The 22,136-nt window shown below is 65.4% G+C and carries 22 protein-coding genes; 15 read left to right on the top strand and 7 right to left on the bottom strand.

Translation table 11 applies throughout. The features are described 5' to 3' along the window. Positions 1-11 precede the first annotated feature (11 nt). The 4 genes from kdpC (at position 12) to GTP77_RS13965 (ending at position 4,995) form a co-directional block, all read left to right on the top strand. Positions 12-596, top strand: a complete 585-nt coding sequence (gene kdpC, locus GTP77_RS13980; RefSeq protein WP_161072773.1) for a potassium-transporting ATPase subunit KdpC — start codon at positions 12-14, stop codon at positions 594-596. Between the two features lie 133 nt (positions 597-729). Continuing rightward, positions 730-3,534: a DUF4118 domain-containing protein gene (locus GTP77_RS13975; protein ID WP_161072772.1), complete on the top strand. Its 2,805-nt coding sequence runs from the start codon at positions 730-732 to the stop codon at positions 3,532-3,534. Next, entirely contained in the window at positions 3,531-4,241 is a 711-nt protein-coding gene (gene kdpE, locus GTP77_RS13970; protein ID WP_161072771.1) for a two-component system response regulator KdpE, read from the top strand. Before GTP77_RS13975 ends, kdpE begins: the two co-directional genes overlap by 4 nt. 73 nt (positions 4,242-4,314) lie before the next feature. Continuing rightward, complete coding sequence (locus tag GTP77_RS13965; RefSeq protein ID WP_161072770.1) at positions 4,315-4,995, top strand: DUF4214 domain-containing protein; 681 nt, start codon at positions 4,315-4,317, stop codon at positions 4,993-4,995. Between the two features lie 80 nt (positions 4,996-5,075). Here the strand turns inward: GTP77_RS13965 and GTP77_RS13960 are convergent, their stop codons facing one another. The 3 genes from GTP77_RS13960 to GTP77_RS13950 are packed head-to-tail and all read right to left on the bottom strand — an operon-like array spanning position 5,076 to position 7,707. Further along, on the bottom strand, positions 5,076-6,245 hold the full coding sequence (locus GTP77_RS13960) for a vWA domain-containing protein (RefSeq protein WP_161072769.1): 1,170 nt from the start codon (positions 6,243-6,245) through the stop codon (positions 5,076-5,078). Positions 6,246-6,247: 2 nt separating this feature from the next. Further along, positions 6,248-6,844 (bottom strand): GNAT family N-acetyltransferase, encoded by a 597-nt coding sequence (locus GTP77_RS13955; RefSeq protein WP_161072768.1) that lies wholly within the window; start codon positions 6,842-6,844, stop codon positions 6,248-6,250. After that, positions 6,844-7,707, bottom strand: a complete 864-nt coding sequence (locus GTP77_RS13950; RefSeq protein WP_161072767.1) for an AAA family ATPase — start codon at positions 7,705-7,707, stop codon at positions 6,844-6,846. The genes GTP77_RS13955 and GTP77_RS13950 overlap by 1 nt, the downstream gene beginning before the upstream one ends. Positions 7,708-7,912: 205 nt before the next feature. Here GTP77_RS13950 and GTP77_RS13945 point away from each other — a divergent pair, with 205 nt between their 5' ends. Together GTP77_RS13945 and GTP77_RS13940 are read left to right on the top strand one after the other, a co-directional pair. Continuing rightward, the gene (locus GTP77_RS13945) at positions 7,913-8,251 is read left to right on the top strand and encodes a c-type cytochrome (RefSeq protein WP_161072766.1); all 339 of its coding nucleotides are present in this window, start codon (positions 7,913-7,915) and stop codon (positions 8,249-8,251) included. 11 nt (positions 8,252-8,262) lie between these two features. Beyond that, positions 8,263-8,604: a c-type cytochrome gene (locus GTP77_RS13940; protein ID WP_107874336.1), complete on the top strand. Its 342-nt coding sequence runs from the start codon at positions 8,263-8,265 to the stop codon at positions 8,602-8,604. A gap of 167 nt (positions 8,605-8,771) precedes the next feature. Here GTP77_RS13940 and GTP77_RS13935 read toward each other — a convergent pair whose 3' ends face one another. Further along, the gene (locus tag GTP77_RS13935; RefSeq protein WP_161072765.1) at positions 8,772-9,203 is read right to left on the bottom strand and encodes a DUF1841 family protein; all 432 of its coding nucleotides are present in this window, start codon (positions 9,201-9,203) and stop codon (positions 8,772-8,774) included. Positions 9,204-9,311: 108 nt separating this feature from the next. On the opposite strand from GTP77_RS13935, the gene GTP77_RS13930 reads away from it, so the two are divergent. Next, the gene (locus tag GTP77_RS13930; RefSeq protein ID WP_161072764.1) at positions 9,312-9,893 is read left to right on the top strand and encodes a malonic semialdehyde reductase; all 582 of its coding nucleotides are present in this window, start codon (positions 9,312-9,314) and stop codon (positions 9,891-9,893) included. Positions 9,894-9,930: 37 nt separating this feature from the next. Here the strand turns inward: GTP77_RS13930 and GTP77_RS13925 are convergent, their stop codons facing one another. Next, positions 9,931-10,677 (bottom strand): RNA pyrophosphohydrolase, encoded by a 747-nt coding sequence (locus GTP77_RS13925; RefSeq protein ID WP_228893838.1) that lies wholly within the window; start codon positions 10,675-10,677, stop codon positions 9,931-9,933. Between the two features lie 203 nt (positions 10,678-10,880). On the opposite strand from GTP77_RS13925, the gene GTP77_RS13920 reads away from it, so the two are divergent. The 4 genes from GTP77_RS13920 to GTP77_RS13905 are packed head-to-tail and all read left to right on the top strand — an operon-like array spanning position 10,881 to position 16,140. Then, positions 10,881-12,620 (top strand): proline--tRNA ligase, encoded by a 1,740-nt coding sequence (locus tag GTP77_RS13920; RefSeq protein WP_161072763.1) that lies wholly within the window; start codon positions 10,881-10,883, stop codon positions 12,618-12,620. A gap of 5 nt (positions 12,621-12,625) precedes the next feature. Further along, positions 12,626-13,285, top strand: a complete 660-nt coding sequence (locus GTP77_RS13915) for a lytic transglycosylase domain-containing protein (RefSeq protein WP_161072762.1) — start codon at positions 12,626-12,628, stop codon at positions 13,283-13,285. Positions 13,286-13,342: 57 nt separating this feature from the next. Next, complete coding sequence (locus GTP77_RS13910; protein WP_161072761.1) at positions 13,343-14,737, top strand: alkaline phosphatase; 1,395 nt, start codon at positions 13,343-13,345, stop codon at positions 14,735-14,737. 14 nt (positions 14,738-14,751) lie between these two features. Further along, positions 14,752-16,140, top strand: coding sequence for an alkaline phosphatase (locus tag GTP77_RS13905; protein ID WP_161072760.1), 1,389 nt, complete (start codon positions 14,752-14,754; stop codon positions 16,138-16,140). Between the two features lie 159 nt (positions 16,141-16,299). On the opposite strand, the gene GTP77_RS13900 is transcribed toward GTP77_RS13905, so the two are convergent. Both GTP77_RS13900 and ffh read right to left on the bottom strand, forming a co-directional pair. Beyond that, positions 16,300-16,686, bottom strand: a complete 387-nt coding sequence (locus GTP77_RS13900) for an SWIB/MDM2 domain-containing protein (RefSeq protein WP_161072759.1) — start codon at positions 16,684-16,686, stop codon at positions 16,300-16,302. A 224-nt stretch (positions 16,687-16,910) separates the two neighbouring features. Beyond that, the gene (gene ffh, locus GTP77_RS13895) at positions 16,911-18,278 is read right to left on the bottom strand and encodes a signal recognition particle protein (protein ID WP_161072758.1); all 1,368 of its coding nucleotides are present in this window, start codon (positions 18,276-18,278) and stop codon (positions 16,911-16,913) included. Between the two features lie 173 nt (positions 18,279-18,451). On the opposite strand from ffh, the gene GTP77_RS13890 reads away from it, so the two are divergent. The 4 genes from GTP77_RS13890 to GTP77_RS13875 all read left to right on the top strand — a co-directional run bounded on the left by GTP77_RS13890 (position 18,452) and on the right by GTP77_RS13875 (position 22,022). After that, positions 18,452-19,432, top strand: coding sequence for an ABC transporter substrate-binding protein (locus GTP77_RS13890; protein WP_161072757.1), 981 nt, complete (start codon positions 18,452-18,454; stop codon positions 19,430-19,432). A 9-nt stretch (positions 19,433-19,441) separates the two neighbouring features. Beyond that, a complete protein-coding gene (locus GTP77_RS13885) occupies positions 19,442-20,272 on the top strand; it encodes an ABC transporter permease (RefSeq protein ID WP_161072756.1) in 831 nt (276 codons plus the stop codon). After that, positions 20,272-21,063 (top strand): ABC transporter ATP-binding protein, encoded by a 792-nt coding sequence (locus GTP77_RS13880; RefSeq protein ID WP_161072755.1) that lies wholly within the window; start codon positions 20,272-20,274, stop codon positions 21,061-21,063. The genes GTP77_RS13885 and GTP77_RS13880 overlap by 1 nt, the downstream gene beginning before the upstream one ends. A gap of 155 nt (positions 21,064-21,218) precedes the next feature. Continuing rightward, positions 21,219-22,022 carry a cytochrome C assembly family protein gene (locus GTP77_RS13875; RefSeq protein ID WP_161072754.1) on the top strand — a complete coding sequence of 268 codons (804 nt, stop codon included), beginning with the start codon at positions 21,219-21,221 and terminating at the stop codon, positions 22,020-22,022. Positions 22,023-22,136: the final 114 nt, after the last annotated feature.

The following is a 22,136-nucleotide window of genomic DNA, read 5'->3' as shown; positions in this document are numbered from 1 at the left end:
AGGAGCACACCATGACTTCCCATCTTCGTCCCGCGCTGGTGATTTTCGGCGCGCTTACCCTGATCTGCGGCGTGCTGTATCCGCTGGCCGTTACCGGCATCGGCAGCACGGCCTTCCCGGCACAGGCGGCGGGCAGCATCGTTGAGGTGAACGGCAAGGCCGTCGGCTCGGAGCTGATCGGCCAATCCTTCACTTCGCCCAAGTACTTCTGGGGCCGCCCGTCGGCCACCGCGCCGATGGCCAATAACGCGGCTGGCTCCAGTGGCTCCAACCAGGGGCCGCTGAATCCGGCGCTCACGGACGCGGTGAAGGGGCGCATCGAAGCGCTCCAGGCGGCGGAACCGGGCAATACGGCGCCGGTGCCGGTGGACCTGGTGACGGCCTCGGCCAGTGGACTTGATCCCGAAATCAGCGTGGCGGCTGCCCAGTACCAGGTGCGCCGCATTGCCGCCGCGCGCGGGCTGGACACGGAGTACGTGCGCGCGCTGATAGAGCGCGAGATGCGCGGACGGGTGTTCGGCTTCTTCGGCGAGCCGCGCGTGAACGTGCTGGCGCTGAATCTGGCGCTGGATGGAAAAAGCACGCATACTCGCTGATGGCGGCGCTGGCGGGTTACGCGCTGCGCGCTAACCCGCCCTACATTTACGCCGTAGTCCCGTAGGGCGGGTTAGCGAAGCGTAACCCGCCGAACGCAAGCCGTCAGCACGGCGTTTTTTACTTGTGATAATTATGCTTCCAATCGACAGTCAACGGCCTGATCCCGACGCGCTGCTGGCGCAGGTCCAGGCGCAGGAGCGCAAGGCGGCGCGCGGCAGGCTGCGCATTTATTTCGGCGCGTCGGCCGGTGTCGGCAAGACCTACGCCATGCTGTCCGCCGCGCGCAAGCTGCAGGCGGCGGGGCAGGGCGTGCTGGTGGGCGTGGTGGAAACCCACGGCCGCAACGAGACCGCGTCTCTGCTGGACGGCCTGGATGTGCTGCCGCTGAAGGAGGTTGCCTATCGCGGCAAGGTGCTGAAGGAATTCGACATCGACGCCGCGCTGGCGCGGCGCCCGCCGCTGATACTGATGGACGAGCTGGCGCATTCCAACGCGCCCGGTTCGCGCCACCCCAAGCGCTGGCAGGACGTGGAGGAGCTGCTGGACGCGGGCATCGACGTGCTCACCACCGTCAACGTGCAGCACCTGGACAGCCTGAACGACGTGGTGGGCGGCATCACCGGCATCCGCGTCAACGAAACCGTGCCTGATACGGTGTTCGACGAGGCGGACGAAGTAGTGCTGGTCGATATCCCCGCAGACGAACTGCTGGCGCGGCTGAAGAGCGGCCGCGTGTACCAGGAGCAGCAGGCCGAGCGCGCGTCGAAGAACTTCTTCCGCAAAGGGAACCTGATCGCGCTGCGCGAGCTGGCGCTGCGCCGCACCGCCGACCGCGTGGAGGACGACGTGCGCGCCTACCGCGTCGAAAAATCCATCGACGCCATCTGGAAGACTGGCGCTTCGCTGCTGTGCTGCGTAGGCCCGCGCCCGGGCTGCGAGCACGTGGTGCGCAGCGCCGCGCGCCTGGCCGGGCAGCTGGGCACCGAGTGGCACGCGGTCTACATCGAAACCCCGGCCCTGCAGCGCTTGCCCGAGGCGGAGCGCGAGCGCATCCTGAAGGCGCTCAAGCTGGCGCAGGAGCTGGGCGCCGGCACCGCCGTGCTGACCGGCGCCGACATCGCCGCGACGGCGGTTGAGTATGCCCGCAGCCACAACCTGTCCAAGATCATGCTGGGACGGGGCCATCCCACCTGGCCCTGGCGCGCCGCCCATATCAAACGCATGGCCAGCCTGGCGCCGGACGTGGACCTGATCGAGATCGGCACCGCCAGCCGCGAGAGCGCGCCGGCGGTGGAGGCGGGCGGCCTGGCTGGCTTGTCGCCCTTCGGCCGCACGCTGGTCAACCCATTCAATCCGCCCGGCGAGGCGGCAGCTCCGCGCGCTTCCACCGCGCTGGATGAGCAGCCCGACCCCGCCGCCAAACGGCGCGGCTGGCCTTATGCGGCCGCCGCAGCCGCCAGCATCGCCGCCGCGCTGGCGGCCACGCCGCTGCTGCCATATATCGACCAGGCCAATATCGCCATGCTGTTCCTGCTGGTGGTGGTGCTGGTGGCGGTGCGGCTGGGGCGCGGCCCTTCGGTGCTGGCCACCTGCGTGAGCGTGCTGTGTTTCGACTTCTTCTTCGTGGCGCCGCGCTTCAGTTTTGCGGTGTCGGACTTCCAGTACCTGATCACCTTCGGCGTGATGCTGGCGGTGGGCCTGATCACCGGCCACCTGACGGCCGGCCTGCGCTTCCAGGCGCGCGTGGCCTCGCACCGGGAGGCGCGTGCGCGCGCCCTGTACGAGTTTGCGCGCGAGCTGTCCGGCGCGCTGCAGACCGAGCAGATTTTCGACAGCACCCGCAGCGCCGTGCAAACCGCCTTCCGCGCGAGAGCAGTGCTGCTGTTGCCGGACGCCGACGGCCGCCTGCAGCCGCCTGCGCCGCAAGCGGGCGGCGGGGCGGGCTACTTGTCGGTGCTGGACATCGGCATCGCCCAATGGGCTTACGACCGTGCTGAAAGCGCGGGCCTGGGCACGGACACGCTGCCCGCCAGCCGCATCTTCTACCTGCCGCTGGTGGCGCCGATGCGCACGCGCGGCGTGCTGGCCATCGAGCCGGAGAACCGGCGCTGGATACTGATCCCCGAGCAGCGGCGCCAGCTCGACACCTTCGGCGCTCTGGCCGCCATTGCGCTGGAGCGCGTGCACTACATTGAAGTGGCGCAGGGCGCGCTGGTGAATATGGAGTCCGAGCGTCTGCGCAATTCGCTGTTGGCCGCCTTGTCGCACGACTTGCGCACGCCGCTCACGTCGCTGGTCGGCCTGTCCGAATCGCTGGCCGGATCGAAGCCCGAGCTGTCGCCGCAGCAGCTGGACCTGGCGCAGTCGCTGCACGCCGAGTCGCTGCGCATGAGCACCCTGGTGTCCAATCTGCTGGACATGGCGCGCATCCAGAGTGGGGAGGTGAAGTTCAACCTGGAATGGCAGCCGCTGGAGGAAGTGGTGGGCAGCGCCTTGCGCGCCAGCGCGCCGCAGCTGAAGCAGCACAGCATCAGCACCCAGCTGCCGCATGACCTGCCGCTGCTGCGCTACGACGCCGTGCTGATCGAGCGCGTGCTGTGCAATCTCCTGGAGAACGCCGCCAAGTACACGCCGGCCAGATCGCACATCGTCGTCAGCGCAGCGCTGCACGGCGCATGGATGAATGTGATGGTGTACGATGACGGACCGGGCCTGCCACATGGCCGCGAGGAGGCCGTGTTCGAGAAATTCACGCGCGGCGAGCGCGAATCGGCCAAGCCGGGCGTGGGCCTGGGGCTGGCGATCTGCCGCGCCATCGTGGAAGCGCACGGCGGCACCATACAGGCCGCCGCCTCGCCGCTGGGCGGCGCCGCTTTCGTCATCGCGCTGCCGCTGGGCACTCCGCCGGAACCACCGCAAGAAATACTGGAACAATGAATACTCAAGTACATGAAACGTCGCCCGTCGCCCTGCTGGTGGAGGACGAGCCGCAGATCCGCCGCTTTGTGCGCGCCGCGCTGGAGGAGGAGGGCTGGCAGGTGCACGAGTGCCCCACCATGCAGCGCGGCCTGATCGACGCGGGCACCCGCAAGCCGGACCTGGTGGTGCTCGACCTGGGCCTGCCGGACGGCGATGGCATTTCTTTCCTGGGCGACCTGCGCAAATGGTCCACGGTGCCGGTGATCGTGCTGTCGGCGCGGGTGAACGAGGCCGACAAGATCAAGGCGCTGGACGCGGGCGCGGACGACTATCTGACCAAGCCTTTCGGCGTGGGCGAATTGCTGGCCCGCGTGCGAGCCACCTTGCGCCGCCAGCGCCAGCCGCAAGCCGACACCTCGGGACTGGTGCGCTTCGGTGCGGTGGAGGTGGATTTGCAGAACCGCCGCGTGACGAAGAACGGCGAAGGCGTGCATCTCACGCCGACCGAATACCGTTTGCTGTCCGTCCTGGTCGGCAACGCCGGCCGCGTGATGAGCAACCCGCAGCTGCTGCGCGCGGTGTGGGGGCCGTCGCAGAGCGAAAACGGCCACTACCTGCGCATCTACATGGGCCATTTGCGCCACAAGCTGGAAGACGATCCGGCCCAGCCGAAATACCTGCTGACCGAGACGGCTGTCGGTTATCGCCTGCAACTGCCGGCTTAGAAACAAATTGTAATTCTTCCCATGCGCGCCAAACGTGCGGCCTAAGATTGTTCATCGATTAGGCGAGGAGGGCATGATGAGCTATGTACTGTACGGCACGGACAGGAACGACAATATCGACGGCACGGCCGGCAATGACGACATCTACGGCTATGCCGGTTCGGACTCGCTGTTCGGCGGCCGCGGCGACGATTTCCTGGACGGCGGCACGGGCCTTGACGAGGCCTTCTACAACGGCTACCGCGACGAGTACTCGGTGCTGGCCGACGGCAAGCAGTTCTGGGTGAAGGACCTGGTGGGTTCGGACGGGCTGGACCTGCTGAAGAATATAGAACGCCTCAACTTCAAGGACGGCGCGGTGGCGCTGGATATCGACGGCAACGGCGGCGAGGCGTACCGGCTCTACCAGGCAGCGTTCAACCGCGCGCCGGACGAGAAGGGGCTGGGCTATTGGATTGCGCAGCTGGACCACGGCGCCAGCTTGCGCGCGGTGGCGGCGGGCTTCGCCAGCTCCGGCGAGTTCCTCGCCACGTATGGGGCGAACGCCAGCAATGGCGATGTTGTGATGCGCCTGTACGCCAACGTGCTGCACCGCGCGCCGGACCAGGCGGGGTTTAACTACTGGGTCAATGTGCTTAATACCAAGCAGGATACGGTGGCTGGCGTGCTGGCCGGGTTTAGCGAGAGCCAGGAGAATTACGCGCAGTTGATCGGCAAGATGCAGGATGGGGTTGATTATCAGCCTTGGGTGTAGCTGGCAACTGGCGGGTTACGCAGCGGCGCTGCTAACCCGCCCTACGGTGTTTCCCGGTGCCGCCGGTAGCCGCCTGAGGGCTATTTGCTGAGCATGCGCATGGCGCGTTCGAGGCCTTCTATCGTCAGCGGGAACATGCGGTTGTTCATGAGCTGGCGGATGACGGCGATCGACTGGCGGTATTGCCACAGGCCTTCGGGCTCGGGGTTGAGCCAGATGAATTTGGGGAAGGCGTGCGTGAAGCGGCCCAGCCATTCGGCGCCGGCTTCTTCGTTGTTGTATTCGACCGAGCCGCCCGGCTGCAAAATCTCGTAGGGGCTCATGGTGGCGTCGCCGACGAAGATGACCTTGGTGTCCGGCGTGTATTTGCGCAGCACGTCCCAGGTGGGGAAGCGCTCGGCGTTGCGGCGGCGGTTGTTCTTCCACAGGTAGTCGTAGACGCAGTTGTGGAAGTAGAAGAATTCCATGTTCTTGAATTCGGTCTTGGCCGCCGAGAACAGCTCTTCCGTGCGTTCGATGTGGTCGTCCATGGTGCCGCCCACGTCGAGCAGCATCAGCACCTTGATGTTGTTCTTGCGCTCGGGCTGCATCTTGATGTCGAGGAAGCCGGCGTTGTTGGCCGTGGCGCGTATGGTCTGGTCCAGCGCCAGTTCTTCTTCGTGCCCTTCGCGCGCGAACTTGCGCAGGCGCCGCAGGGCGACCTTGATGTTGCGCGTGCCCAGCTCGCGCTCCGAGTCGTAGTCCTTGTAGGCGCGCGCTTCCCATACTTTGACCGCCGTGCGGTTGCCGCCCTTGCCGCCTATGCGCACGCCTTCGGGATTGGTGCCGCCGTTGCCGAACGGGGAGGTGCCGCCCGTGCCTATCCATTTGCTGCCGCCTTCGTGGCGTTCCTTCTGCTCTTTCAGCAGCTCGTTCAGGCGGTCCATCAGCTTGTCGTAGCCGAATTTTTCCAGCGCCGCTTTCTGTTCTTCGCTCAGCTCGCGCTCCATGCGCTTGATGAGCCAGTCGAGCGGGATGGCGCTGTTGGTGTCGAAGGCGCCGTTGATGCCTTTGAAGTACTGGGCGAAGGCGCGGTCGAACTTGTCGTAGTGCGCTTCGTCTTTCACCAGCGTCAGGCGCGACAGGTAGTAGAAGTCGTCCATCGACGAGTCGATGACGTTCTTCTGCATCGCTTCCAGCAGGGTCAAAAACTCCTTGATGGAGACGGGGATCTTCGCGTCTTTCAGCGTGAAGAAAAAGTCGATCAGCATGCTCAGTCTCTGCTTAGCTTGTAGCGCAGGTGCGCTTTGATTTCCGGCCATTCGCCGCGCACGATGCTGTACACAACGGTGTCGCGCACGGTGCCGTCGCGGCGCAGCGCGTGGTGGCGCAGCACGCCGTCCTTTTTCGCGCCCAGGCGCTCGATGGCGGCCTGCGAGGCGTGGTTGAAGTTGTCGGTGCGGAAGCCGACCACGGCGCAGCCCAGCGTGTCGAAGGCGTGCGTGAGCAGCAGCAGCTTGCAGCTGGTGTTGACGTAGCTGCGCTGGCGGCTGCGCGCGTACCAGGTGTAGCCGATTTCCACGCGGTCCAGCGCGGGCACGATGTCGTGGTAGCTGGTGGTGCCGATCACGGCACCGGTGGCCGTGTCGATGACGGCGAAGGCGTAGCGGCCGGGGCGCATCTCGAGCGCGGCGGCGATGTACGCTTCCACCATGTCCGGCTCGGGCACGGAGGTGATGCGCAGCTTCCACAGTTCGCCGTCGCAGGCGGCGGCGCGCAGGCCGGCGGCGTGCTGCAGGCCGAGCGGCTCCAGGCGCACGCCGTTCAGCTCCAGCGTCATGGGGGCGAAATTGGCCAGCAAGGCGTTCATCAGCGGTTGGTCCTGTTCATGAACACCAGGCGCTCGAACAGGTGCACGTCCTGTTCGTTCTTCAGCAGCGCGCCGTGCAGCGGCGGCACCACGGCCTTGGCGTCCTTGCTGCGCAGCGCTTCCGGCGGGATGTCTTCGGCCAGCAGCAGCTTGAGCCAGTCCAGGAACTCGGAGGTGGACGGCTTTTTCTTCAGGCCGGGCACGTCGCGCACTTCGTAGAAGGTTTGCAGCGCGGTGGCCAGCAGCTCCTGCTTCAAGGTGGGGTAGTGCACCTTGACGATCTGCTCCATCGTGTCCTTGTCCGGGAATTTGATGTAGTGGAAGAAGCAGCGGCGCAGGAAGGCGTCCGGCAGTTCCTTCTCGTTGTTGGAGGTGATGATGACCAGCGGGCGGTGCTTGGCCTGCACCATTTCGCGCGTCTCGTAGACGTAGAACTCCATGCGGTCCAGTTCGCGCAGCAGGTCGTTCGGGAATTCGATATCGGCCTTGTCGATTTCGTCGATCAGCAGCACCACCGGCTCGGGCGCGGTGAAGGCCTGCCACAGCACGCCCTTGACGATGTAGTTGTGGATGTCGCGCACGCGTTCGTCGCCCAGCTGGGAGTCGCGCAGGCGCGAGACGGCGTCGTATTCATACAGGCCTTGCTGGGCCTTGGTGGTGGACTTGATGTGCCACTGCATCAGCGGCATGTTCAGCGCGGCCGCCACTTCTTCGGCCAGCATGGTCTTGCCGGTGCCCGGCTCGCCCTTGATGAGCAGGGGGCGCTGCAGCGTGAGCGCCGCGTTCACTGCCAGTTTCAGATCATTGGTGGCGACGTAGTTGTCGGAGCCCTGGAAGCGCTGGCCTTTATTATTAGCGTGCATGAAAGCTGTCTCGTAGAGGATTTTCGATGCCACGAGTATATGCCAGATCGCTATACCACACTGCGGGCGGATGATGTGGACTCGCAACTTGTTATTGAGTTAGAATCGTTCGCTGTTGGCGTAAAAGTCAACTTTTATGCCCTCGGAGCATCGCAGTATCGTATCAGTATCATCAATATTACTGACGTTAACTTAGCCATCCACCATGAAAAAAATCTACGCAGTTCTCGTGCTTGCAGGCATCGCCAACGTTGCCGCAGCGGCGGACATCGTTGGAGACGCCAAGGCGGCTCCAGCCAAGATCGAAATGTGTATCGGTTGCCACGGCATCCCAGGCTACAAAGCCACTTTCCCCGAGGTGTTCCAGGTGCCCATGATTGGTGGCCAGTCGGCTAAGTACATCGAGAATGCGCTGCAAGGCTACAAAAAAGGCGAGCGCAAGCATCCGTCCATGAAGGGCATCGCCACCAGCCTGTCGGACCAGGATATCGCCGACATCGCTGCCTACTATTCGCAGCAGACCCAGAAAACCGCGCAGAAATGAGGGCCAAGCACATGAAAAAACTGATCATCGCCCTGTTCTGCGCAAGCGCTTCCTTCGCCGCCACCGCCGGCGGCAATATCGACGCCGGCAAGGCGCTGGCCGAGAAGTACAGCTGCGCGGCCTGCCACGGCAAGGACTACAATTCGCCGATCGACCCGTCGTATCCCAAGCTGGCCGGCCAGCACAAGGATTACCTGCAGCACGCGCTGACCGCCTACAAGCGCGGCGACGCCGCCAACGGCCGCAGCAACGCCATCATGACCGGCCAGGTCAAGCCGCTGACCAACCAGGACATCAAGGATCTGGCGGCGTATCTGCACAGCCTGCCCGGTACGCTGGCGGTGCATCGCTGATTCCGCACCGCAGCATAAGAGAAGCCACGCATTGCGTGGTTTTTTTTTGCGCCGCGTGTTGTCGGGTTACGCTGCGCTAACCCGCCCTACGATCGCCATCGGCCGCTATCGGCCGCGAGCGCTGCGTAGGGCGGGTTAGCAAAGCGTAACCCGCCGGCGCCGCAACGTCAGCGCGCTGCGCGCCGCTGCACCGCTTCGATATAGGCCAGCGCGTCCAGAGGCTGGCCGCTGCGCTGCGCGTTCCAGATCATCTCGCCCAGGCATTCCATGATTTCGTGCTGGGCCTCGTGCGCCGAGTCGAGCTTGAGCGTGAGCGCCGTGGCGGCCGCGCGGATGCCGGGCGGTTGGTCGATGGAAATCTGCTCGTCGATGGACAAGTGCATGGACAGGTGCAGGAAGGGGTTGGTCTGGCCGCTGTCGACGGAATAGTCGCGCGCGAGCGCCGCGTCCACGTCGCTGAGCACGTCTTCGTACTCGGGGTGGTGGCGTATCCAGTCGCCGGCCATGATTTCCAGCGGCGTGAGGATTTCGTTGGCGCGCTGTTTCTGGAAGACCGCGCAGAAGAAGCGGCGCACATCGTCGGAGGACGGATTGAACATAAGAGGGAGGACAAGGGCTGCTGGAAGCCGATATTGTACCTTGGCGCGGATTTGTGTACCCTGAGCCAGTTCATTAATGTAATTTAAACCATCTTGTCCGGAGCCAGCATGCTGAACCAAGACGCACTCGATACTCTGTTCCACCAAGCCCGCAGCCACCAGGGCTGGCAGCCGCGCGACATCAGCGACGAGCTGCTGCGCCAGCTGTACGACACGCTGAAATGGGCGCCGACCGCGTTCAACGGTTCGCCGGCGCGCTTCGTGTTCGTCAAGTCCGCCGAGCAGCGCGCCAGGCTGGCCGCCTGCGCCTCGCCCGGCAACGGCCCCAAGATCGAGGTGGCGCCGGTGACCGTCATTGTGGCCATGGACACGGCCTTCTACGAGAAGTTCCCGCTGCTGTCGCCGCATGTGGACGGCCAGGCTTTCTTCACCGGCAAGACGGCCATGATAGACACTTTCGCCATGCGCAACTCCTCGCTGCAGGGCGGCTACCTGATCCTGGCGGCGCGCGCGCTCGGCCTGGACTGCGGCCCCATGTCCGGCTTCGACGAGGGCAAGGTCAACGAGGCCTTCTTCGCCGGTACCACGCTGAAAGCCAATTTCCTGTGCAGCCTGGGCTACGGCGTGCCGGAGAAGCTGCGCCCGCGCGCGCAGCGCCTGCCGTTCGAGGACGCCTGCAAAATCGTCTGAGCATAAAAAAACGGACGCCGAGGCGTCCGTTTTGCTTTTACTCCTGTCCCGGCTGCACGATGCGGGGCGTGTCGTCCGCGCAGTCGCAGGGATCGCCGTCCACCAGGGCCGGGGCGCCGCCCGCTGCGGCGGCGTTGGCGGCATTGGCTGCGTTGGCGGCCACTGCGGCGATTGCGCGGTTGGCAATGTTGCTGCTATTGCCACCGCTGCCGCCACTCGTGCCGTTGCCGCTGCCGTTTCCATTGCGCGGCGCGTGCGGCTGGCGCAGGTAGCGCGACGTATGGTGGCGGTTGCCGCCGTTGCCGTGCGCCGGCCACGTCAGGAAACGCGACAGCTCCTGCAGGGCACGCTGGTACACGTCGCGCTTGAACTCGATCACCACGTCCAGCGGCACCCAGTACTCATGCCAGCGCCAGGCGTCGAACTCGGGGTGGTCGGTCAGGCGCAGGTTCACGTCATTGTCGCGCGCGCACATGCGCAGCAGAAACCAGATCTGCTTCTGGCCACGGTAGTGGCCGCGTATCTCGCGCTTGATAAAGTGGTCCGGCACCTCGTAGCGCAGCCAGTCGCGGGTGCGGCCGACGATCTTGACGTGTTCCGCCCGTAGTCCTATTTCTTCCTCTAGCTCCCTGTACATCGCCTGTTCAGGCGTTTCGCCGTACTTGATCCCGCCTTGCGGGAACTGCCATGAGTGCTCGCGCACCCGCTTGCCCCACCACACCTCGTTATGGGCGTTAAGCAGGATGATGCCGACGTTGGGCCGAAACCCTTCACGGTCGAGCATGTTGCACCTCAAACTTTCTGCTTGCAGTACGTCCTTCTTATATTTTTGCCCACAAACCTGCGCGCCAGCCCGGTTTTCGGGGTACGAAAACCGTCGGCGGGCCATCTAATGAACGCATTTGTATAAAGTATGGACGCATCAGCCAGCTAATCCTTTAAAATTAGGTTGATTATAACTCTCTCTTTTTAAAAAGAATTCACCGTATGCGTGCCTCCCGATTTTTTATTTCAACTCTCAAAGAAGCGCCGTCCGACGCGGAGATCGTCAGCCACCAGTTGATGATGCGCGCCGGCATGATCAAACGCCTGGGCTCGGGTATCTACACCTATATGCCGATGGGCCTGAAGGTGATCCGCAAGGTCGAGGCCATCGTGCGCGAGGAGATGAACAATGCCGCCGCCATTGAGCTGCTGATGCCTCTGGTGCAGCCGGCCGAGCTGTGGCAGGAGACCGGGCGCTGGGACAAGATGGGCGCCGAGCTGATGCGCGTGAAAGACCGCCACGGCCGCGAGTTCGCCATCCAGCCGACGTCCGAGGAAGTGATCACCGATGTTGTTCGTTCGGAAATTAAATCCTACAAGCAGCTTCCGTTGAATTTTTACCACATCCAGACCAAATTCCGCGACGAGCGCCGTCCGCGTTTCGGCCTGATGCGCGGCCGCGAGTTCACCATGAAGGACGCCTACTCCTTCGACCGCGACCTGGCCGGCATGCAGCAGTCGTACAAAGTCATGTTCGACGCCTACACCCGCATCTTTACCCGCTTTGGCCTGAAGTTCCGCGCAGTGGCGGCCGACAACGGCGCCATCGGCGGCACCGGTTCGCATGAGTTCCACGTGATCGCCTCCACCGGCGAGGACGCGCTGGTGTACTGCCCGGATTCGGACTACGCGGCCAATATGGAGGCGGCCGAGGCGCTGGCCACCGGCACCCGTCCTGCACCCGGCGCCGCACTGGTGAAAACCTCCACGCCGAAAGCGGCCAAGTGCGAGGATGTGGCCAAGCTGCTGGGCACCGCGCTGAGCAACACGATCAAGACGCTGGCGCTGACCGTCGAGCAGCAGGGGGAAGATGGAACAGCCGGCAAGAAGCAGTACTTCATGCTGCTGCTGCGCGGCGACCATGAGCTGAACGAAATCAAGGTCGGCAAAGTGCCCGGCCTGGCCAACCACCGCTTCTCGACCGAGGCGGAGATCCTGGAAGTGTACGGCTGCATCCCTGGCTACCTGGGGCCGATCGGCACCAAGGCGCCGGTCACCGTGGTGGCCGACCGCACCGTGGCCAATATGGCCGACTTCATCACCGGCGCCAACGAGGCGGACTTCCACTACACCGGCGCCAACTGGGGCCGCGACGTGGCCGAGCCGGCCATCGTCGCCGACCTGCGCAATGTGGTCGAAGGCGATCCTTCGCCGGACGGCAAGGGCGTGCTGGCGATCGAGCGCGGCATCGAAGTGGGCCACGTGTTCCAGCTGGGCACCGCCTATTCGGAATCCATGAAGGCCACCTTCCTGGACGAAAACGGCAAGGCCGCGCCGCTGCAGATGGGCTGCTACGGCATCGGCGTGACCCGCATCCTGGGCGCGGCGATCGAGCAGAACTTCGACGAGAAAGGCATCATCTGGCCAACCTCGCTGGCGCCGTTCGAGCTGGTGCTGTGCCCGATGGGCTACGACCGCAGCGAGCTGGTCAAGGAAGAGACCGACAAGCTGTACGCCGCCGCGCAGGCGGCCGGCATCGACGTGATCGTGGACGACCGTGGCCTGCGTCCGGGCGCCATGTTCGCCGACTGGGAACTGATCGGCGTGCCGCACCGCGTGGTGATCGGCGAGCGCGGCCTGAAGGAAGGCAACCTGGAATACCAGGGCCGCCGCGATACCGAAGCAACCCCGGTGCCGCTGGCCGAGGTGGTGGACTTCATCAAAGGCAAAGTGCAGCAGTGAACAGCATGATCCATCAGCGCAAAGGCGCGGAACGGCGCCGTTTCTGGGCCAGGCCGCTGCGCTGGTGGCATGTGCTGGCGTTTTCGACCGGCGTGCTGGGCGCGCCGTTCGGTTTTGCCGGCAACCAGCAGGAAGAAGCGCTGGCCGACACCGTGCGGCTGGCGCTGTCGAACGCCATCCTGGACGCCCGTCCGCCCAAGCCCAGTTTCAGCAATCCCGCCGACCGCCAGCGCTACGAAATGTGGCTGGGGCAGATGTCGGCGCGGCTCAAGCGCAAGCTGCCGGACGAGCAGGTGCGCACCGAGTTCCTCGAGACCGCGTGGTACGAGGCGCGCCGCGCCGGGCTGGAGCCGGGCCTGGTGCTGGGGCTGATCCAGGTGGAGTCGGCCTACCGCAAGTACGCGGTGTCCGTGGTGGGCGCGCGCGGCTATATGCAGGTGATGCCGTTCTGGACCAATGTGATCGGCGACAGCGACCGCCGCAAGCTGTTCAATATGCAGACCAATCTGCGCTACGGCTGCGCCATCCTGCGCATGTATATCGACATGGAGCGCGGCAACCTGTTCCTGGCGCTGGGCCGCTACAACGGTTCGCGCGGACGGCCCGACTATCCGAACGCCGTGCTCGCGGCGTGGAACAACTGGAAAACCTCCCCTCCGATCTGATTTTCCGCCGCACCGATTTCAGATAAGATGGCTGCCTTTGCGACACTGGGACAGGCCATGAAAAATCGGATTCGGAACACGGCGGACAAGCTGGCCATTGCCGCCATCGCCGCCGCACTCGGCGCGCTGGCAGGCTGCGCGGGCAGCGGCGCTAAGCAGGGCCCGCAGGTGCAGGCGCCGCTGCCGCCCGCCATGCCGGCTGAATCCGCAGCGCTCAGGCACATCATCTTCCTGGTCGGCGACGGCATGGGCATCAACACGCTGACCGCCGCGCGCAACTACGCCGTGGGCGAGTCCGGCGACCTCGCCATCGACACGCTGCCTGAATCGGCTTACGTCAAGACCTATTCCAACGACATGCAGGTGACCGACACGGCGGCCGCCATGTCGGCTTACATGACGGGCGTGAAGACCAATAACGGGCAACTGGCCGTGAGCGGCTGCGGCGCGGGCGCGGGTGCAGCCCCGCGCGCGCCGGCCACGCTGCTGGAGCTGGCCCGCAAGCGCGGCTGGGCGGCGGGCGTGGTCAACGGGGCCAGCGTGACGGACGCGCTGACGGCGGCAGGCTATGCGCACACCTGCCAAGCCACGCGCAATGAGGACATCGCCGCCGCGCTGGTGCCGGACGGCGCGGGCTACAACGAACAGCTGGCGGGCGGCCTGGACGTGGTGCTGGGCGGCGGCGCGCAGTATTTCCACAAGCGCGCCGACGGCCGCGACCTGCTGGCCGAATTGCGCGGCAAAGGCTACCAGCAAGTGGCCGACGCCGCCGCGCTGCAGGCGCTCGCACCGGCTGCGGGGCAGCGCGTGGCTGGCATCTTCGGCGCCAAGGCGCCGTCGCTGCCGGCCATGACTTCGGCAGCCATCGACGTGCTGGCCGGCAGCGGCAAGGGTTTCTTCCTCGTGGTGGGCAACGGCCAGATCGGCCAGGCGCAGCGCGCATCGACCGCGCGCCGCGCGCTCGACGAAACCGTGGCGCTGGACAAGGCGCTGCAAACGGCCATCGCCAAGATGCAGGCCATCGACCCCGGCCTCAAGCACACGCTGATCGTCATGACCGCCAGCAGCGACAGCACGCTGATACTGAACGGCTACTCCATCCGCACCGGCAAGACCACCGCCACCGAACCCGGCGTGCTGGGCCTGGTGCGCAAATACTCGAACGGCAGCTACTACAAGGACCTGGACGACGTCCCCTACACCATCATCGGCTACGGCAACGGCGTGAACCGCGTGCAGGGCAGCCGCGCCGGCGGCTCGCTGCTGAGCGACGCCATCGTCACCGAGCCGGGCTACCGGCAGGAGGCCACGGTGCGCATGGCGCCGGGCAGCACCACCAACGGCGGCACGGACGTCTACCTCGGCGCCATCGGCGCGCGCGCGGCGGACTTCCGGGGCACGCTGGAGAACACGCAAGTACACACGCTGATCAAGAACGCAGCCGGCTGGTAAAGGATAAAAACAATATGAAACCATATCTCGCGATTCCCTCCCTGCTGCTGGCGGCAAGCGCCGGCGTCCATGCCGGCGAAGCCAAGAACATCATCTTCTTCCTTGGCGACGGCATGGGGCCGACCGCCATCACCGCCGCGCGCATCCACCAGTACAAGGAAGAGGGCCTGCTCAAGTTCGAGCGCCTGGAGCGCGTGGCGCGCATCAAGACCTACTCGCAGGATGCGCAAACCACCGACAGCGCGCCTTCCATGGGCTCCTACATGACGGGCGTGAAGATCCAGAACGAAGTGATCTCCATGTCGTCCGACACCAAGGCCAGCGCGCCGAAGAAGGACGCGCACGGCAACCTCACCATCGACACCTGCGCCGCCGGCAACGGCCGCCCTGCGGCGACGATACTGGAGCTGGCCAAGGCGCACGGCAAGGCGGTGGGCGCGGTCACCACCACCGAGGCGACGCACGCCACGCCTGCCTCCACCTACGCGCACAGCTGCCACCGCAACAGCGGCTACGCCATCGCGGTGCAGGCGGTGCCGGGCGGCGCGGGCTACAACGCGGCGCTGGGCGACGGCCTGGATGTGCTGATGGGCGGCGGCCGCCACCACTTCACGCCTTACAGCGCCGCCAACACCAAGGGCCGCGCCGACGGCCGCGACCTGCTGGCCGAACTGGCCGCGCGCGGCTACGCGGTGGCCACCGACAAGGCGCAGATGGACGAGGCCAGGCCGGGCCGCAAGTTCGTGGGCCTGTACGCCAAGGAAGACCATCTGGCGTATGAGCTGGAGCGCGGCGCGCGCAATCCGAAAGGGGAGGCCGCCACGCAGCCCTCGCTGTCGGAGATGACGTCCAAGGCCATTACGCTGCTGTCGGCCAGGCCGGAGGGTTTCTTCCTGATGGTGGAAGGCGGCAAGATCGACCACGGCCTGCATGACTCGAACGCCAAGCACGCGCTGGTGGACCTGGTGGCGTTCGACGACGCCATCCAGACCGCCATCGACCGCATGCAGCTGCTCGATCCGGGCCTGCGCAACACGCTGATCGTGATCACGGCCGACCATGACCACACGCTGGCCTTCAACGGCACGGCGCGGCGCGGCAATCCCATCCTGGACATCGTGCGCAACGCGGACGGCACGCCGGCGCGCGACGCGGACGGCCGCACCTACACGGCGCTGGCTTTCGGCAACGGGCCGAACCGCCCCAACGAGCGCGCCGACGTGTCCAGCGAGACTGCGCTGGGCGATGATTATCACCAGGAGACGGGGATCCGCATCAAGGGCGAGACGCATGGGGGCGGGGACGTGAAGCTGTACGCCACCGGCGCGGGCGCGCAGGCGTTCAAGGGGACGATGGAGAATACCAGGGTGTTCGAGCTGATGAAGGCCGCGTTCGGATTCTGACGCGGTGGCGGGTTACGGCCGCAACGTGTATCGCGTATCGCGGATCGCCTTCGTAGGGCGGGTTAGCGCAGCGTAACCCGCCAACACGCGGCGCAAAAAAAAAGGCCCCGGCCGCGCGTGCGACGGGGGCTTTAGTGTGCGCTGCGCACGCGCAGGCTCTTATTTCAAGTGATCGGAGATCAGCTTGGTCATTTCGAACATGGATACTTGGGCTTTGCCGCCGAAGACGGCTTTGAGCTTGTCGTCTGCGTTGATCATGCGGCGGTTGGCCGCGTCTTGCAGGTTCAGCTTCTTGATGTAGTCCCACACTTTCTTGGTGACTTCGGTGCGCGGCAGCGGGGAGGCGCCTACCACGGCGGCCAGCGAAGCCGATGGGGTCAGTTCCTTCATGAAGGCGGCGTTGGGCTTGCGTGGTGCTGCGGCTTTCTTCGCGGCGGCTGGTTTGGCGGCGGCGGTTTTGGCCGGCGCTGCTTTCTTGGCCGCAGGCTTTGCTGCTACTGCTGCTTTCTTTGCTGGTGCTGCTGGGGTTTTCTTGGCTGTTGCCATATTCGAGCCTCCTTAACGAACACAGGGAAAAGTTGCGCAATTCAATCGCACGGCTAATATTGGTTGGGATTTGCCGACTATGCAAGTGTTTTTCGAGTTTTTTCTCGGAAACGCCACGTAAAGCCCGCCAATGCTGGGCTTACGCACCGCGGCGGTGAGAAAACCGCGCGCGCGGGCGCAAAAAAAGCCGGCGCGCGGCCGGCTTTTCACTCGGGGAGAGGCGCTTAGCGCAGGCCCGGCATCATGCCTTTCATGGAGCGCATCATCTTCATCATGCCGCCGCCGGACAGCTTTTTCATCATGGTCTGCATCTGCTCGAACTGGTTCAGCATGCGGTTCACTTCCTGCACCTGCACGCCGGCGCCGGCCGCGATGCGGCGCTTGCGGGTGGCTTTGATCAGCTCCGGCTTGGCGCGTTCGCCCGGCGTCATGGAGTCGATAATGCCGACCATGCGGCGCACCTGCTTGTCCGCCTGGTCCATATTGGCGCCGCCGGCGGCCTGCTGGAACTGGGCCGGCAGCTTGTCGACCAGGCTGGCCATGCCGCCCATTTTCTTCATCTGGCCCAGCTGCGCCTTGAAGTCGTTCATGTCGAACTTGCCGCCGGATTTCACTTTCGCGGCCAGGTCGGCCGCCGCCTTGGCGTCCACGCCTTTGCGCGCTTCTTCCACCAGGGCCATGATGTCGCCCATGCCCAGCACGCGGCTGGCCATGCGGGCCGCGTCGAACGGCTCCAGGCCGTCCAGCTTTTCGGAGACGCCGGCGAACTTGATCGGCTTGCCCGTCACGTGGCGCACCGACAGCGCGGCGCCGCCGCGCGAGTCGCCGTCCAGCTTGGTCAGCACGATGCCGGTCAGCGGCAGCGCGTCGTTGAAGGCCTTGGCGGTGTTGATGGCGTCCTGGCCCAGCATGGCGTCGACCACGAACAGGGTTTCGATCGGCTTGACCGCCGCGTGCACGGCGGCGATTTCCTTCATCATCTCTTCGTCGATGCCGAGGCGGCCGGCGGTGTCGATGATCAGCACGTCGTGGTAGTGCTTCTTGGCCCAGTCCAGCGCGGCCAGCGCGATGTCGACCGGCTTGTCCTGCGCGGTGGACGGGAAGAAGTCGGCGCCGACCTGGCCGGTCACCGATTGCAGCTGGGCGATCGCGGCGGGACGGTAGACGTCGGCCGAGACGGTCAGCACTTTCTTCTTCTTTTCTTCCTTCAGGTATTTGGCCAGCTTGCCGACGGTGGTGGTTTTACCCACACCCTGCAGGCCGGCCATCAGGATGATGGCGGGCGGCTGCTGGGCGAACGACAGCTGCGACGCTTCCGGGCCGAGGTCCGCGCCCATCAGGGCGGCCAGCTCGCGCTGCACCACGCCCACCAGGGCCTGGCCCGGCGACAGCGAGGAAATGACTTCCTCGCCCAGGGCTTTTTCCTTGACCTTGGCGATGAAGTCGCGCACGGCCGGCAGGGCGACGTCGGCCTCGAGCAGCGCCATGCGCACTTCGCGCAGCATCTCGGCGGTGTTGGCTTCGGTCAGGCGCGCCTCGCCGCGCATGGTCTTGACGACCTTGGCAAGGCGCTGAGTCAGATTGTCTAGCATGTTGTGCCTACGTGAATGCGACGAAACCGCCATTCTACCTTATGGCGGCGCCGGCGCCGCGGCCGCCGGGGGCCGCGGCGCATGGCGCGGCGGCACTGATTTTTTTATATTCTTGCTTGAAGCACACGAACGCTTGGTATGATGGACGCACACCTTTAAATAGAGGAGACGGCATGAAACTGAAACTGATCGGCAGTGTGTTGGCGGCGGTGGTGTTTTCCGGTTCGGTCCAGGCGCAGGCGCAGGGGCCGGAAATCGTGCGGCTGGGGAACCTGAAGTTTGCGCATTACGGCGCCGTCTCCTATATAAAAGAGATTGCGCCCAAGTGCGGCATCAAGGTCGAGGAGCATATGTTCGCCAAGGGCCTGGACGTGATGCAGGCCATTATCGCCGGCGAGCTGGACGTGGGCACCACGGCGTCCGAGGCGGCCATTTCCGGCCGGGCCGGCGGCGCGCCCATCGTGGTGGTGGCCGGCTTCGCCAAGGGCGGCGCGCGCCTGGTGGGACGGGCCGACCTGAAGCTCAAGACGGTCAAGGACCTGAAGGGCAAGAAGGTGGGCGTGACGCGCGGCGGCATCCAGGAGGTGCTGCTGCTGGCCGAGCTGCAGCAGGCCGGCCTGACCGTGTCCGACCAGCCGGGCAAGGACGTGCAGCTGGTGTTCCTGGCCTACGCCGATCTGAACCAGGCCCTGCTGGGCAAGAATATCGACGCCATGATGCAGTCCGAGCCGCAGTCCTCGCAGGCGCTCAACAAGGGCTTCGGCAACGAGATCATCAAGCCCTACGACACGCCGATCGGCGAACCCATCCGCACCATGGTGATGACGGAGAAGTTCTATAAAGAGAAGCGGCCGCTGGCCGAGAAGTTCATGCGCTGCTTCGTCGAGGCCACCAAGACCTTTATCGACCAGCCGGCCGTGGCGGAGAAATACGTGCGCGAGGTGGTGTTCAAGGGCCAGATCACCAGCGACGACTTCCAGGACGCGATCAGCAATTCGCCGTATTCCTATGACATCACGCCCGAGCATATCCAGACCACCACCGACGTGATGGTGAAAACCGGCGTGGGCAAGATGGCCAAGCCGCCGGTGGCCAGGGACTGGGTCAAGACCGACCTGCTGGACGCGGCCAAGAAAAGCCTGAACGTCAAATAAGGAGGCGCTATGGGGCTCTCTTTCAAGACCGCGTGGCGCGAGGTGGGCGTGGGCCTGGTCGTGCCGGCGGTGGTGATCGCCGTGTGGCAGGCGGTGGCGGTGCTGGGCTGGGTGAACCCGCAGGTGCTGCCCTCGCCGCTGGCGGTGGTGGAGAAGTGGATCGCCTACCTGCTGCCGCTGCAGCCCTACGCGGCGGACCAGGGCAGCTGGCTGGCGTGGGCCTTTTCGGGCGAGCTGATACACGACGCCATGGGCAGCATGTACCGGGTGGTGGTGGGCTTCGTCATCGGCGCCGGGCTGGCCCTGCCGCTGGGGCTGTCGATGGGGGCCAGCGCGCGCGTCTACGCCTGGCTCAATCCCCTGGTGCAGCTGCTGCGGCCGATACCGCCCATCGCCTACATCCCGCTGTCCATCCTGTGGTTCGGGCTGGGCAATCCGCCGGCCGTGTTCCTGATCGCGCTGGGCGCCTTCTTCCCGGTGCTGATGAACACCATCGCCGGCGTGCGCCAGGTCGACAGCATCTATATCCGGGCGGCGCGCAACCTGGGCGCGTCCGGCACCACCATGTTTGTGCGGGTGATGCTGCCGGCCGCCGTGCCGTATATCCTGTCGGGCGTGCGCATCGGCATCGGCACCGCCTTCATCGTGGTGATCGTGTCGGAGATGATCGCGGTCAACAACGGCCTGGGCTTCCGCATCCTGGAGGCGCGCGAGTATTTTTGGTCCGATAAGATTATCGCCGGCATGATCAGCATCGGCCTGCTGGGCCTGGCCATCGACGTCGGCATGAACCGCCTCAACAATTACCTGCTGCGCTGGCACCGGGGACTGGAGCACTGATGGCACATATCGTAATCGAGCAGGTGGGCAAGGTCTTCAAGACCGCCGAGCGCGACGTGGTGGCGCTGCAGGACATCAACCTGGACATTCCGCAGGGCCAGTTCGTCTGCCTGCTGGGGCCGTCCGGCTGCGGCAAGTCGACGCTGCTGAACGCGGTGGCCGGCTTCGCGCCGCCCACCAGCGGCCGCATCGTGGCCGGCGGCCAGCAGGTGGAGGCGCCGGGGCCGGAGCGCGGCATGGTGTTCCAGGAGTACGCGCTGTTCCCGTGGATGACGGTGGCCGACAATATCGCCTTCGGCCTGCAGATCAAGGGCCAGCCCAAGGCCGAGATCGAGGCCACGGTGGCGCGCCTGCTGGCCATGCTGTCGCTGAGCGACTTCCGCAACCGCTTTCCCAAGGATTTGTCGGGCGGCATGCGGCAGCGGGTGGCGATCGCGCGCGTGCTGGCGCTCGATTCGCCCATCATGCTGATGGACGAGCCCTTCGGCGCGCTGGACGCGCTCACGCGGCGCAATCTGCAGGACGAGCTGCTGCGCATCTGGTCCGAGCTGAAGAAGACGATTATTTTCGTCACGCACAGCATCGAGGAGGCCATCTATATGGCGGACCGCATCGTGGTCATGACCTACCGGCCCGGCACCGTCAAGCGCGACCTGCTGGTCGAGCTGCCGCGCGGGCGCGACCCGGCCGCGCCGGAGTTCAACGCGCTCAAGCGCGAGCTGGGCCAGCTGGTGATGGAGGAGCAGCAGCGCCACCACCACGACGAGCTGCGCATGGCGGCGGTGGATTAGTGGCGGCGCTGCGGCGGGTTACGCGGCTCCGCCGCTAACCCGCCCTACGGGGTCGCCATCGGTGGCGCGGATCGTAGGGCGGGTTAGCGCACAGCGCGTAACCCGCCAACCTGCCGGCCCGCCCGCCGGCGCGGCATAGTGTAAACTTATCCCCCATGCAGACTTATTTTTTGATCGCAGCCGCGCTGCTCTATATTGTGTGTGCCGTCCTGCCGCCGCGCCGGGCCGGGCTGATTTCGGCCGTCACGGCGGCGGCCTGGCTGCTGCACGGCGCCAGCCTGTGGCTGGCGGTCGCCGCGCCGGGCTCGCTGCGCATCGGCTTTGCCGCCATGCTGTCGGCCGCGCTGTGGATTTCGGTGGGCGCCTACTGGCTGGAAAACCGCAACTTCGCGCTCGACGGCCTGCGCCGCATCGTCATGCCCAACGCGGCGCTGGCGGCGGCGCTGCAGGCCGTGTTCCCCGGCGCGCTGGTGGCGCTGGACGGCAACGCGCGCATGCTGGGCTGGCATATCGCCATCGCCACGCTGGCCTACGCCACCTTGACCATCGCGGCCTTCCACGCGGTGCTGATGGCGCTGCAGGAGTCGCGCCTGCACACGCGCGGCGAGCGCAGCGGCTTCCTGTCGGCCGCGCTGGACCAGCTGCCGGCCCTGCTGACCATGGAAAAACTGCTGTTCCGCATGATAGGCTTCGGCTTCGTGCTGCTCAGCCTGACCGTGCTGTCGGGCATCGTGTTTTCCGAGGAGCTGTTCGGCAAGGCGCTCAAGTGGGACCACAAGTCGGTGTTCACCTTGCTGTCCTGGCTGCTGTTCGCGGCGCTGCTGGCCGGGCGCCACTTCCGCGGCTGGCGCGGCAAGACGGCGCTCAGTTTCACCCTGGCGGGTTTCGCCACCCTGCTGCTGGCCTATGTCGGCAGCCGTTTCGTACTGGAAGTGGTTTTGCATCGAGGATTGGCATGACACGTATTCTGTTCTGGCTGGCGCTGATATTCCTGGTGGTGGCGGCGATCCGCAGCAAGCTGCGCGCGGCCGCGCGCGCCCAGCAGCCGCAGGCCGACCCGCGCGAGGCCGCGC

Origin of the sequence: Pseudoduganella aquatica, from assembly GCF_009857595.1 — a bacterium.
Lineage (GTDB): Bacteria > Pseudomonadota > Gammaproteobacteria > Burkholderiales > Burkholderiaceae_D > Rugamonas > Rugamonas aquatica_A.
The sequence above is the reverse complement of the archived record's forward strand: the minus strand, read 5'-3'. Positions and strand labels throughout refer to the sequence as shown.